The organism is Streptococcus sanguinis (assembly GCF_008329445.1).
GTDB classification, from domain to species: domain Bacteria; phylum Bacillota; class Bacilli; order Lactobacillales; family Streptococcaceae; genus Streptococcus; species Streptococcus sanguinis_O.
Map to the genome: position 1 here is coordinate 432,141 of NZ_VIBR01000001.1, position 13,029 is coordinate 445,169.

Here is a 13,029-nt window from a genome sequence, read left to right on the forward strand (position 1 = left end):
TAGTATAATGACGGAGTGAAATATAAAAATAGAAATAAAGCCAGTTTTCCAATTTGGCAGTACCTTATCGGTATTTTTATCGTTCTCAGCGTTCTTGTCTTTTCATTTTTTGCAGTTTTGCAAGTGTCTATGCAGCCGAGACAGTCGGCTAAGGAAGCAAGCAGACGCTTGGCCAAGGAATATGCAGATCTTGAAAAAGTGGATTCTTTTGCCATCTACAATGGGCAGGAATCCTACTACAGTCTGCTTGGCAAGACAAGTAAAGGTGTCGAAAAAGCTGTTTTGATTGCTAAAGATTCCAATGAGATTCGGGTCTATCGACTGGACCAAGGTGTCAGTCAGTCTAAAGCAGAGAGCATTGCCAAGGAAAATGGAGCAGGAACTATTGATAAGGTGACCATGGGCTATTTTCAGGATCAGCCCATCTGGGAAGTCAAGTCGGGAGGCACCTACTACCTGATTGGTTTTGAAAGCGGAGAGTTGGTCAGCAAGGAGGGACTATGAAATTATCAAATCGTGTCTTAAAGATGGAAGAAAGCGTGACTCTGGCAACAGCAGCGCGTGCTAAAACTTTGAAAGCACAGGGGCGGGATATTCTGTCTCTGACTCTGGGAGAGCCAGATTTTCCAACGCCTAAGAACATCCGAGACGCTGCTGTAGCAGCTGTTGAGGATGGGCGTGCTAGCTTTTATACAGTTACTAGCGGTCTGCCAGAGCTAAAAGAAGCAGTGGTAGAGTATTTTGCCAACTATTACGGATATACAATCCAGCCGAATCAAGTGACGGTGGCAACCGGAGCTAAATTCTCCCTCTACACCTTCTTTATGAGTGTGCTTGACCCAGGTGATGAGGCTATCATTCCGACGCCTTATTGGGTAAGCTACGGCGACCAAATTAAGATGGCCGAGGGGATTCCTGTTTTTGTTCAAGCCACAGAGGAAAATAATTTCAAGGTAACGGTGAAACAGCTGGAAGCTGCTCGTACTCATAAGACCAAGGTTTTGGTTTTGAACTCGCCGTCCAATCCGACGGGTATGATTTATACAGCGGATGAGCTGCGGGCGATTGGGAACTGGGCTGTAGAGCATGATATTCTGATTTTGGCAGATGACATCTATGGACGGCTGGTTTATAACGGTAATAAATTCACACCAATTTCCAGTCTATCTGAGGAGATTCGCAAGCAGACGGTGGTCATCAATGGTGTCTCTAAGAGCTACTCCATGACAGGCTGGCGGATTGGCTATGCAGTTGGTGAGCCGGAGATTATTGCGGCCATGAGTAAGATTGCAGGTCAGACGACTTCTAACCCGACAGCAGCGGCTCAATATGCAGCAATCGAGGCCTTGACTGGCAGTCAGGAAACGGTTGAAACCATGCGCCAGGCCTTTGAAGAACGTCTTAATACCATCTATCCACTCTTGGCTCAGGTGCCAGGATTTGAAGTGGTCAAGCCGCAAGGGGCCTTCTATCTCTTTCCAAATGTCAAGAAAGCCATGGAAATGAAAGGCTACACAGATGTGACCGAGTTTACGACAGCAATTTTAGAAGAAGTTGGTGTGGCTCTGGTGACTGGAGCAGGATTTGGTGCTCCAGAAAATGTCCGTCTTAGCTATGCGACAGATTTGGACACGCTCAAAGAAGCCGTTCAGCGCTTGCAGCAATTTATGGAGAGTAAATAAAGCTCTCAATCTTACACTACTTTCGAAGATTTATAAACAATAGATAAGGATGGACTCAGAGTTCGTCCTTTTCAATTTATTTTTGACTGTACTAGTAATGAGTTAAATAAAATGGTAAAATAATATAGAAAGAGATGGAAGTGTTTCCACTCTAGTCAAAATTAGTAAGCTTTGGCATGGATAAATGTGAACTGGTTTCGCTTAGAATTCAGCTGATAAAGGATTTAAACAATAGTGGAAGGAGAACAATATGAAACGTCGTTTGATTTTCTTATTCTTGCTAGGCGGCCTAGTCTTACTAGGAGCTTATGTTTTCTTTGATTCAGAGCAGGGTTGGACCACTATTTCCGAATCCAATGGCTATAGTCTGCAAGCCAAAGGTCATCGCTACCGTATCCAATATTATGAGAATGACTCTGCCCGAATAGACTGGTATTTGAACGATTATCAGCCAGAAATGAATTTAAATATGAGAATCTTAGAACGCCCAACTGCTCCTGGTTCTTACACTAAAGAAGAGATATCCGGACAGGGCTCTGCAAGTTTTTTGATGGTTTGTAGAACTTGGGGTTCTGCAGAGAACAGTCAAAAGTTTTTAATTAAACGCGCCTATTATAAGGTCGATATTAGACTTAATAAAAAGATGGAGGTAGATACTGAGAAGAGCAGTATGACCTACTGGAAGACAGAAGAAGAGGTAAAGGATAATCCGCCTATTGATTAAATAGCAGCTATAAATGCTAGATTAACTATGTATAAGTCACTTTCCGATAGGAATCACCAGACGACTTAAAAATTTGAGGAGTATTTAGTTGAAGACGATGGTGTTTCGGTGTATAATAAAAGAAGTCCATTTGGTCTAGCCCTGCGTTCCATTGACTTGCAGTGTGTTCCTCATGGTCTTTTTACTTAAGTAATAATAGGGATGAAGATTATTTTGTACAAAAGGAGATAAAATGGGTTTTATCAGAAAGGAAATAGGGGAAAGAGAGAAGAAGCTTCTCGAGGATTTTTCTATTGAAGAAAAAGAACTGGCTCTGCCATTTTTACTAGAGGATGAGAAGAGAGGAATTTTTCTCTGCGTCAAGCAATTTCGTATTGGGGAAGGGAAATATCAAGTCTTAGTCATGATTCTCGGTGGGCACTTGCTTGAATTTCGCCTAGAAGAAGAGCGGGCCGATAGATATCCAGTTCGCAATGAGGAAGATCAAAGTGTAAAAGGTCTATCAACAGAAACAATCTCCCAGCTTGTGATTCCCAAGGTTTTAAAGGGACGAGAGGACAAGATCGTAACAGTGATTCAACATGCCCTGTCGCAGATTAACCCTTATTATGATACGAAGATAAGGGAAGTAAACCACGTGGAGTACAGATAAAGAGGAGATAGGATATGGGATTATTAGAAAAGTGTCTGGATTTTTTACCGACTAGGCGGGCTGTCAGTGACATAGAAGAAGATATGACTTGGGAGGAAGAATTTACCCCTAAAAGAGTTCCCCATAAAGCAGTCAGTAGTAGCCCTCAGAAGGAGACTGAGGGAACAGCGACTCTTCCCCAGGAAGGAAGTTGGAAGTTCGTGCACGAGATGATTTCTGAAGAAGGGATTGAGATTTTAAAGGAAGCTGGTATTGATGACGAGCTAGTTTTTGAGACGGGCGATTGGGTTGCAGATCATGATTTGGGGATTTATCTGGTCCTTTATCGCTTTGGTGGCAGAACCAACTGGAAGAAGACTTATAAGCTAATCTTGCAAGGACAGGTGATTGAATTTAAGACCAAGACCATTTTTCATCAGCAGGATTTTTCTTATGAAGATGGGGAATTCACTAAGGGAGTGATTGTCAAAAATGTCTCTAATATGCTCCTGCCCTCGGCTTTCGAAGGTCAACAGCAGCGCGTGCTCCATATCATTCAAGCGGCTCTCTCAGCAGCTAGCCCAAGCTATGATACGGTTATTTACAGGGCGAACTTTGATTTGGTTTAGGAGGGGAAGATGATATATATTACAAAAGAAGATGTTTTGACTTGGTTGGACAAACATGAGCCAGTGGCCAATCGTCAGAAGGACATTGCGGCTTTTCATAAAGAACTGTCGTTTCGTCTGCAAAGAATGGACTTTCGACCGTCTACCAGTTCTAAAGATCCTCAGAGAAATGTTTGTGAAGATCCTGACCAAGAGCTCACTGTAGCCTTTACTCAGGATGGGGAGGGGAATTATGCGACGATTGACCAGAGTCCTGGAGGTCAGATTCTCAGTGATCAGCGCTTTAAGATGGCTTTGAAAAAAGTCTTGAACTATGATGATGACATGGTTGATCGACTGTTATATGGAACGAAAAATTAGTCCTCTTATTCAGAGAGAGTTATCCGCCAGCCTTTAGGAGGCTGGTTTTTTAATTTTTCTGAGATTTAGACTCTTCAAGGATAGCTATTGCAATCGCTTTATGGTAAAATATAGAACAGATGTCCAAAAGATTTGTCTTGAAATAAAGTGACATTTAGCAACCAATCTAGGAGGCAGATATGATTGATCATTTTGAGATAAAGGTCAGGAATCTACAAATTTCAAAAGACTTTTATACAAGTTTTCTTTCTCCTCTAGGCTACAAATTGGCTTTTAGAAGTAGTTCTCTACTCAGTTTTGTTGCTCCCAACAGCCCACATCCTGGTGGAGATTTTTGGTTGGGAGAGGGAGAGCAGTCTCCGATTCACTTTGCTTTTTTGGCAGAAAACCATGAGCAGGTTCAAGCTTGTTATGAGGCTGGTTTAAAGGCAGGGGGAAAAGACAACGGTGCGCCAAATTATCGGGGGAACCTTTCATCATATTATGCAGCCTTCGTCTTGGATCCAGATGGTAATAATGTCGAGGCAGTCTGTCATAAAGAATAAAAAATAGAAAAGAGAAAAAACGTGTCAAAGAAAATCGTAACAATTATTGATGTGAAAAATTATGTTGGTCAAGAAGTGACCATTGGTGCTTGGGTTGCCAATAAGTCAGGTAAGGGTAAGATTGCTTTCTTACAGCTGCGTGACGGAACAGCCTTCTTCCAAGGGGTGGCCTTCAAGCCTAACTTCATCGAGAAATTTGGCGAAGAAGAAGGATTGGCGAAGTTTGATACGATTAAAAAGCTTAGCCAAGAAACTTCTGTTTATGTGACAGGGATTGTCAAGGAAGACGAGCGTTCAAAATTTGGTTATGAGCTGGATATCACAGACATCGAAATCATCGGTGAGTCAAATGACTATCCAATTACGCCGAAAGAACATGGAACGGACTTTCTCATGGACAACCGTCACTTGTGGCTGCGTTCTCGTAAGCAAGTGGCTATGATGCAAATCCGCAATGCCATCATCTACGCTACCTATGAATTCTTTGACAAGAATGGTTTTATGAAGTTTGACAGCCCAATCTTGTCAGGAAATGCAGCAGAAGACTCAACTGAGCTCTTTGAAACAGACTACTTCGGAACTCCAGCTTACTTGAGTCAGTCAGGTCAGCTTTATCTGGAAGCAGGTGCCATGGCTCTTGGTCGCGTCTTTGACTTTGGTCCTGTATTCCGTGCAGAAAAATCAAAAACCCGTCGTCATTTGACGGAGTTCTGGATGATGGATGCAGAGTATTCATACTTGACGCATGATGAGTCACTCGACTTGCAAGAAGCTTATGTTAAAGCTTTGATCCAAGGTGTTCTTGACCGTGCTCCTCAAGCTTTGGAAACCTTGGAACGCGATGTAGAACTTTTGAAACGCTATATTGCGGAGCCTTTCAAGCGTGTTAGCTATGATGAAGCGATTGATCTTTTGCAAGCCCATGAGAATGATGAAGATGCTGACTATGAGCATCTGGAGCATGGGGATGACTTTGGTTCACCGCATGAAACATGGATTTCAAACCATTTTGGTGTACCAACCTTTGTCGTGAACTACCCAGCAGCTATCAAGGCTTTCTACATGAAGCCAGTTCCTGGAAATCCAGATCGTGTCCTTTGTGCAGACCTACTTGCACCAGAAGGCTACGGTGAAATCATCGGAGGTTCTATGCGTGAGGAGGATTATGACGCTTTGGTTGCTAAGATGAATGACCTTGGTATGGATACGACAGAATATGAATTTTACCTTGATCTTCGTAAGTATGGAACAGTTCCGCACGGTGGATTCGGTATCGGTATCGAGCGTATGGTAACCTTTGTGGCAGGGACCAAGCATATCCGTGAAGCCATTCCATTCCCACGTATGCTACACCGTATTAAACCGTAAAACGAATCAAACGCCCATGTGGCGTTTTTTCAACAGTAAACTATGAAATAATCCAAATACAGAATTTTAGAGAAAGAAGAGGTAGGAGTCATGTAAACAGCAGATCAACAAGTGATAAAGGATGAAATTAAAAAACACTTGTTAAAGGAGAAAATATGTTTAAAAGAAGTTATCGGAAAAATATCGGCCTTATGGCCGGAGTTGAATTTTTTGCCTTTCTAGGCATTACTAGTTTTTGGATTTTATTTCTAAGTCAAAACGGTATGTCCCTTTGGCAGATTGGGCTTTTGGAAAGTATTTTTCATGCGACTAGCGTTATTTGTGAAATTCCTTCTGGGATGTTGGCGGATCGCTTTTCCTACAAGACTAATCTGTATCTGAGTCGGATAGCTGGGATTGTGTCTTCTGTTCTCATGTTAGTTGGGCAGGGGAACTTCTGGGTTTATGCGTTGGCTATGGTGATTAGTGCTTGGTCCTATAATTTTGATTCGGGGACAAGCGCAGCCATGGTCTATGATTCATCTGTGGAGGCCGGACTCAAGGAACGTTACTTATCCATCTCCAGCTTTATGTCTGGAGTGGCCGAAGCGACCCGGTCTTTGGGAACGGTCTGGGCTGGATTTTTTGTCCATGGCCAACTGCATCTTACCTACTATATCATGATTGGGACCTCTATCATCGTTCTTTTCTTGACTTGGATGTTGAAGGAGCCAAGTGTCAAAACAGAGAAAGCAGAATGTCTGACCATGAAAAAGATTATCTGGGCTGTCAAAGAGGAGTTGCAAAGAAATCCCAGCCTTTTTATCTGGATGATTCTTTCCCAAATCATCGGAACACTCATGTGTATGTTTTATTTTTACTATCAAAATCAATTGCCTGACTTAAAAGATTGGCAGATTTCGGTAGTTATGCTGATTGGCAGTGCTTTGAATATCTTAGCGGTCTATCTGGCGAGTATGATTGGAAAGAAATATTCTGCCTTAAAACTCTTTCCTTCAGTAGTTCTTTTAACTGGAGTAAGCTACCTGCTGTCCTATTTTGGAACGCCAATCATCTATATTTTGATTTATCTAATCAGCAACGCCTTGTATGCTCTTTTCCAGCCGATTTTTGACAACGATTTACAAAAGAAGCTGCCAAGTGAAGTACGGGCGACCATGCTTAGTGTCTATTCTATGATGTTCAGCCTGAGTATGATTGTCATCTTCCCTGTAACGGGCTGGTTGATCGATTGCTTTGGCTTCGACTGGACTTTTATAGCTTTAGGCGGCTTCTTATTAGCCGTAACGCCACTTTTGTATATGAGTCTAAAGAAAATAAGCCAGAACTTACAAGAAGTCTAATATTCATGTTCTCTTTCTGCTGGTCAGAAGGAGAATATTTTTTACCCTTTGAAAATTATGGTAAAATAAATACAGTTTAATGGAGAAGTAGGCGGTATGAAAGATTTATTGAAATATTTCAAGGGCTATATCAGGGAGTCTTTGCTGGGGCCCTTGTTCAAGCTTTTGGAAGCCAGTTTTGAACTCTTGGTTCCGCTTTTGATTGCGGGGATTGTGGATGAGACCATCCCTAGACACGACAGCTCCCATCTCTACTGGATGGTTTTTCTTTTGATGGGCTTGGCTGCTCTGGGCGTGGTGGTAGCAGTGGTGGCCCAGTATTATTCGTCAAAGGCGGCAGTGGGCTTTACTCGTCAGATGACAGGTGACCTCTATCAAAAGATTCTGCGATTGCCTAAGGCTAGTCGGGATGAGCTGACGACTTCTAGCTTGGTGACTCGACTGACGAGCGACACCTATCAGATTCAGACGGGCATCAATCAATTTCTTCGTCTCTTTCTGCGGGCGCCCATCATCGTTTTTGGCTCTATCATTATGGCCTTTACTATCAGTCCGGTCATTACCTTGTGGTTCTTGCTCATGGTAGCAATTTTAACGGCTATTATCGTTTTCATGTCTCGTCTGATGAATCCTCTCTACGCTAAGATTCGCCAATTGACAGATCAGCTGGTCAATTTGACTCGTGAGCAGCTGCAGGGCATGCGGGTTATACGAGCTTTCGGTCAGACCCAGCGCGAGGTTCAGACCTTTCGCAATCGCAATGAGCTCTATAAAACCTGGCAAATCAGGACGGGAGCTCTGGCTAGTCTGATTAGCCCCCTGACCTTTCTTACGGTCAATGGTACTCTGATTGCTGTGATTTGGCAGGGGAATACCTTTATAGGCAAGGGCTTGCTGACCCAGGGGATGCTAGTGGCCTTGGTCAATTATTTATTGCAAATTTTGGTGGAATTGCTCAAGCTGGCTATGCTGGTCAACTCACTCAATCAAAGCTATATCAGTGCAGGTCGTATCAGTCAGGTCTTCGAGCAAGCAGAAGAAGATGTCCTGCAGGAATTAGTGCAGAAAACAGCTCTGCTGGATCAAGCCATTAAAGTCCAGCAGGTCAGCTTTTCCTATCCAAATGCAGCTAGTCCTGCTTTGACTGGTCTGACTTTTGATTTGAAAAGCGGTCAGACTTTGGGTGTTATTGGTGGGACAGGTTCAGGGAAGTCTACTCTGGTTCAGCTGCTGTCTCATCTCTATCCTGTGGCTGCTGGTCAGTTGACCATCTTTTTCCAAGGACGCAGTCCTAAAAATCTGAGTGAATGGCGGTCTTGGATTAGTCTGGTGCCTCAGAAAGCGGAGCTTTTCCAAGGAACTGTTCGCTCCAATCTGACTTTAGGATTGTCAAGCAAGCCAACAGATGCAGACTTGTGGCAGGCCTTAGAGATTGCTCAGGCGGCGGACTTTGTCTCTCAGAAGGAAGGTGGCTTGGATGCGACTGTAGAGGCCTTTGGTCGGAATTTTTCTGGTGGTCAGCGTCAGCGTTTAACCATTGCCAGAGCTGTCTTGCGGAGGGCGCCTTTCTTGGTTTTAGATGATGCAACCTCTGCTCTGGACTATTTGACAGAGGCAAGACTCCTGCAGGCTATTAAGAATGAATTGACAGAGACCAGTCTGGTCTTGATCTCTCAGCGAACCAATAGCTTGCGCTCAGCGGATCAAATCTTAGTGCTGGATAAGGGAGAGCAGGTGGCCCTTGGTCGCCATGAGGAACTCTTAGTCAGCTCCGCCATTTACCGAGAAATCCATCACTCACAGCATATTCAAGGAGAGGAGGACAAGCATGAAGCATAAGACATCACCTAGCAGCTTGAGGCGTTTGACTCGAGATTTGCTGCAGGCGCGCTGGCTCTTTCTCCTAGCTAGTCTGGGAACGGTGGCTCAAGTGGCTCTGACTGTTCTTCTCCCAGTTTTAATTGGGAATGCGATTGATAGCGTTCTTCTTCCTCAAGCAGAGCAGCATTTGATTCCGATTCTGGGCCAGATGCTGCTGGTTATCTTAGCCAATACGCTGATTCAATGGATCAATCCCTTGCTCTATAATCAGCTGGTCTATCGCTATAGCCAGCAGCTCCGTCAAGGCGTCATTAAGAAAGTTCATTATCTGCCTTTGGCTTATCTGGATCGGCAGGGAACCGGCGACTTGGTTAGTCGGGTGACGACGGACTTGGAGCAGCTCAGCAATGGCCTACTTATGGTTTTTAATCAGTTTTTTGTGGGTTTGCTAACAATCTTAGTGACCATCATTAGTATGGCTCAGTTGGACTTTTTCCTCTTGCTTTTGGTTCTGCTTTTGACGCCCCTTTCTCTCTTCTTAGCTCGCTTTATTGCTAGGAAAAGTTTTAGCTTTTTCCAACGGCAGACGCAGGCTAGAGGGGCACAGACCCAGCTGATTGAGGAAAGTCTGACTCAGGAAAGTTTGATTCAGGCTTTTAATGCTCAGGAGCAGTTTGACTCAGCTTTTACTCACAGTAATCAAACCTATGCTGATTATTCGCAGGCGGCTATTTTCTATTCTTCTACGGTTAATCCTTCGACTCGTTTTATCAACGCCCTGATCTATGCTTTGATTGTGGGCTTTGGGGCTGTACGAATCATTCAGGGAACAGGTTTTACGGTTGGGCAGCTGGTAACTTTTCTCAACTATGTCAACCAGTACACCAAGCCTTTCAATGATATATCGTCAGTCATGTCGGAATTGCAGAGCGCTTTAGCTTGTGCAGAGCGGATTTACAGCGTTTTAGATCAAGAAGAAATAGCAGAGTCTGGTCAGGAAATTCTTCAGTCTGAAGATGTTAAAGGACAGATTAGCTTTGAGCATGTGGCTTTTGGCTATGAGCCTGGCAAAGAGCTGATTCAGGATTTGAATATAAGGATTCCAGCAGCTAGCAAGGTCGCAATTGTCGGGCCGACCGGTGCTGGCAAGTCCACTTTAATCAATCTCCTCATGCGCTTTTACAATGTTGATAGTGGTCTTATTTCTTTAGACGGTATTCCTATCAGTCATTACACCAGATCCTCTTATCGTCAGCAGTTCGGTATGGTACTGCAGGAGACTTGGCTCAAGACTGCGACCATTCATGATAACATAGCTTTTGGTCGGCCAGACGCCAGCCGAGAAGAGGTCATTGCAGCTGCTAAGGCAGCCAATGCTCATTTCTTTATCCAGCAGCTTCCTCAGGGTTATGACACCTATCTGGCGGATGCCGGGGACTCCCTGTCTCAAGGTCAGCGGCAGCTCTTGACTATTGCCCGTGTCTTCCTTGCTGTTCCTAAAATCCTAATCTTGGATGAGGCGACTTCCTCCATTGATACCCGGACAGAAGTCTTGATTCAGGAGGCCTTCAGCAAGCTCATGGTGGGACGGACTAGCTTTATCATCGCCCACCGCCTATCTACTATTCAACATGCTGACATCATCCTCGTCATGATAGATGGTGATATTGTCGAACATGGTAATCACCAAGAGCTCATGGCAGCCAGAGGTGTTTATTACCAAATGCAGACGGCGCAGGAGTAGAAGGGGAGATTTATTAAAGTTCACAGATTGATGCTAAACAAAACTAAAAGAGTTGGAAATTCCAACTCTTTTTGCTTATAGTCCAAGTTTGCCTAACTTGTTTTCTGCTAAAAATCAGTTTATGAAATAGTTATATTTCCCATATTGCAGTTTAGATCAAAGATAGGAGACTCACAATTGGTATTTTTTTGCTTATGAGAGGTATTCGTATAGCTAAGACCATTTACAGTGATAAGGCCACTATTGACTTTCAGTTTGTAAGAGGAGGATATCTGATATCCCGAAAAAATTATATTTCCCATATCACATGTGAAATTAGCGTTCTGTTGAATAGTACCTTGAAGCGATGTATTCCCCATGCCACAAGCTAAATTACAAGTATTACATTCTAGATTGTTAATAAAAACACTCCCTCTAGCTGTATATAGATTAATATCATCAGCTTTGAGCCATTGAAATGTTGCTGAGCTATCTTCAACTTTAACGTTGTAAGTTTCAACCTTGTTGAAAGGAATCGAAATAGTGATTTTGGGAATCATCCAGAAACAGATTGTTTTAAGTACATTCATTTCTTTCAGGATAAATTCGGAATCATCGATTATAATTTTATAATCGTCTCGGGAGCAATTTTTAAAGGATAATTTGAATTCTTTTCCTTTTTTTACTTCAAAGTCAGTTCGGCTTACATCAATTTCAATTCTTTTCATGTTTTATATCCTTTGTTTGTAAATAAATATCCCGTTTTGCAAATAATAAGGAAAGGAGAAGTAGGGCGAATAGATAAGGAATCCATACTTTATAGATTGATAGGTAGGCTTCGGATATTTTCTGAGGAGTATGGACTGTTAGAATTTTGATATTATTTGTAAGTATAGAGATAAATACGGAAACTCCTATAACTGATCCAATTTGCCTTACAACACTAATGACGCTTTGAGAAGCCGTTAACAATTCTCCATCTAATGTAGAAGCTGCTAAAACATTAATAGGCCCTGCAATAATACCAAAGCCAATCCCCAAAACTAATGTTGAAAAACTCATGGTTAGTGTATTGTTAGGATCTAATGTTATCAATAATATGTAAGAAATTAGAATTGCTAGCAGACCAGTAAATACCAATAAGCGAGGACCAAGTTTATTAATTGCTAGGCTTCCCAAGCCTCCAAAAATGAAAACAGTTAATGACATAGGGAGTAGTATTAGAGCAGCATCTAATTCGCTCTTCCCTTGAACAGTAGTAAAGAAGGTTGGTAGAATAACAATAACGCCAATGTAGAAAAATTGAGCAATAAATGCGACTAATGAGGCAGATGAAAATTCTTTGATCCTGAATAAATTCAGATTAATCATTGGAGAGGAATTTTGTTTTTCTATAATAATAAATAGAAAACCTGTGATGATAGAAATACTAAAGCAGGTGATGCTCTTCCAGTCATTGAAGCCCCAATCTCTTACTTTAATTAACCCGAGAGTCAATAAGCAAAGTGATATCATAGAAATCAAACTACCATTCCAATCAATTCTGGTTGAAACTGTAGTATCTTTTTTAAAGTCAAAAGATTTTATCAATAATAGAAGAGCAATTATAACAATGGGAATATTGATAAAGAATATCCAATGCCAAGATAAGCTATCGGTAATAATACCTCCAAGTGTAGGACCAATTGCAGCTGCTCCTCCTTGAGTGAGTCCTAAAGCGGCAACGATTTTAAATCTATCTTCAACTTTCCAAGAAGAAATTCCTAGTATATTTCCTACTGGTAATAAGATTGATGCTCCTAGACTAGCAATAACTCTACCTAAAATAAGCTGATAAAATTCCATTGCCAATCCAGAAATTAAACTTCCGATACCAAAGAGTACTAATCCAATAATAAGAATTTTCCCTTTCCCGTAAATATCTGCTAATTTACTCAATGGGATAGTACATGTAGCAAAAATAATGGTATAAATGTTTAAAGCCCAAGATAAACTGTCAAGTCCAACATTTAGTCCTTTCTGTATAGCAGGCAACGTAATGTTCATGATAGTTGTGTCAAGCATGACTAAGAAAATAGCCAAACACATTGCAATAGTTATTATAGTTCTTTTATTCATTGCAATTCTCCTTTCTTAAACATGAGTTTTAACTCATGTTTAATTGTACTCCTTTTTATTTTTCTGTCAAGCAAAAATGAGTATT

Annotated in this window: 13 protein-coding genes; 11 read left to right on the forward strand and 2 right to left on the reverse strand. The window is 42.1% G+C overall.

Features of this window, described 5'->3' with window-relative positions; all coding sequences use genetic code 11:
• Positions 1-15: 15 nt before the first annotated feature.
• The 11 genes from FKX92_RS02245 to FKX92_RS02295 all read left to right on the forward strand — a co-directional run bounded on the left by FKX92_RS02245 (position 16) and on the right by FKX92_RS02295 (position 10,847).
• Positions 16-504, forward strand: coding sequence for a cell wall elongation regulator TseB-like domain-containing protein (locus FKX92_RS02245; RefSeq protein ID WP_149565396.1), 489 nt, complete (start codon positions 16-18; stop codon positions 502-504).
• Positions 501-1,682 (forward strand): pyridoxal phosphate-dependent aminotransferase, encoded by a 1,182-nt coding sequence (locus FKX92_RS02250; protein ID WP_149565397.1) that lies wholly within the window; start codon positions 501-503, stop codon positions 1,680-1,682. The genes FKX92_RS02245 and FKX92_RS02250 overlap by 4 nt, the downstream gene beginning before the upstream one ends.
• Before the next feature lie 250 nt (positions 1,683-1,932).
• Complete coding sequence (locus tag FKX92_RS02255; protein ID WP_149565398.1) at positions 1,933-2,406, forward strand: hypothetical protein; 474 nt, start codon at positions 1,933-1,935, stop codon at positions 2,404-2,406.
• Positions 2,407-2,638: 232 nt separating this feature from the next.
• Complete coding sequence (locus FKX92_RS02260; RefSeq protein WP_125407836.1) at positions 2,639-3,058, forward strand: hypothetical protein; 420 nt, start codon at positions 2,639-2,641, stop codon at positions 3,056-3,058.
• Between the two features lie 14 nt (positions 3,059-3,072).
• Positions 3,073-3,666, forward strand: a complete 594-nt coding sequence (locus tag FKX92_RS02265; RefSeq protein ID WP_125407834.1) for a hypothetical protein — start codon at positions 3,073-3,075, stop codon at positions 3,664-3,666.
• A gap of 9 nt (positions 3,667-3,675) precedes the next feature.
• The gene (locus FKX92_RS02270; RefSeq protein WP_125407832.1) at positions 3,676-4,026 is read left to right on the forward strand and encodes a hypothetical protein; all 351 of its coding nucleotides are present in this window, start codon (positions 3,676-3,678) and stop codon (positions 4,024-4,026) included.
• Positions 4,027-4,205: 179 nt separating this feature from the next.
• Complete coding sequence (locus tag FKX92_RS02275) at positions 4,206-4,571, forward strand: VOC family protein (protein WP_002906354.1); 366 nt, start codon at positions 4,206-4,208, stop codon at positions 4,569-4,571.
• A 21-nt stretch (positions 4,572-4,592) separates the two neighbouring features.
• Positions 4,593-5,939, forward strand: coding sequence for an asparagine--tRNA ligase (gene asnS, locus FKX92_RS02280; protein WP_002909527.1), 1,347 nt, complete (start codon positions 4,593-4,595; stop codon positions 5,937-5,939).
• 155 nt (positions 5,940-6,094) lie between these two features.
• The gene (locus FKX92_RS02285; protein WP_125341388.1) at positions 6,095-7,282 is read left to right on the forward strand and encodes an MFS transporter; all 1,188 of its coding nucleotides are present in this window, start codon (positions 6,095-6,097) and stop codon (positions 7,280-7,282) included.
• Between the two features lie 96 nt (positions 7,283-7,378).
• Positions 7,379-9,121 (forward strand): ABC transporter ATP-binding protein, encoded by a 1,743-nt coding sequence (locus tag FKX92_RS02290; RefSeq protein WP_149565399.1) that lies wholly within the window; start codon positions 7,379-7,381, stop codon positions 9,119-9,121.
• Positions 9,111-10,847, forward strand: coding sequence for an ABC transporter ATP-binding protein (locus FKX92_RS02295; protein WP_149565400.1), 1,737 nt, complete (start codon positions 9,111-9,113; stop codon positions 10,845-10,847). Before FKX92_RS02290 ends, FKX92_RS02295 begins: the two co-directional genes overlap by 11 nt.
• Positions 10,848-10,966: 119 nt before the next feature.
• On the opposite strand, the gene FKX92_RS02300 is transcribed toward FKX92_RS02295, so the two are convergent.
• Both FKX92_RS02300 and FKX92_RS02305 read right to left on the reverse strand, forming a co-directional pair.
• Positions 10,967-11,554 (reverse strand): DUF4097 family beta strand repeat-containing protein, encoded by a 588-nt coding sequence (locus FKX92_RS02300; protein WP_149565401.1) that lies wholly within the window; start codon positions 11,552-11,554, stop codon positions 10,967-10,969.
• Complete coding sequence (locus FKX92_RS02305) at positions 11,541-12,944, reverse strand: MFS transporter (RefSeq protein ID WP_149565402.1); 1,404 nt, start codon at positions 12,942-12,944, stop codon at positions 11,541-11,543. The genes FKX92_RS02300 and FKX92_RS02305 overlap by 14 nt, the downstream gene beginning before the upstream one ends.
• Positions 12,945-13,029 lie beyond the last annotated feature (85 nt).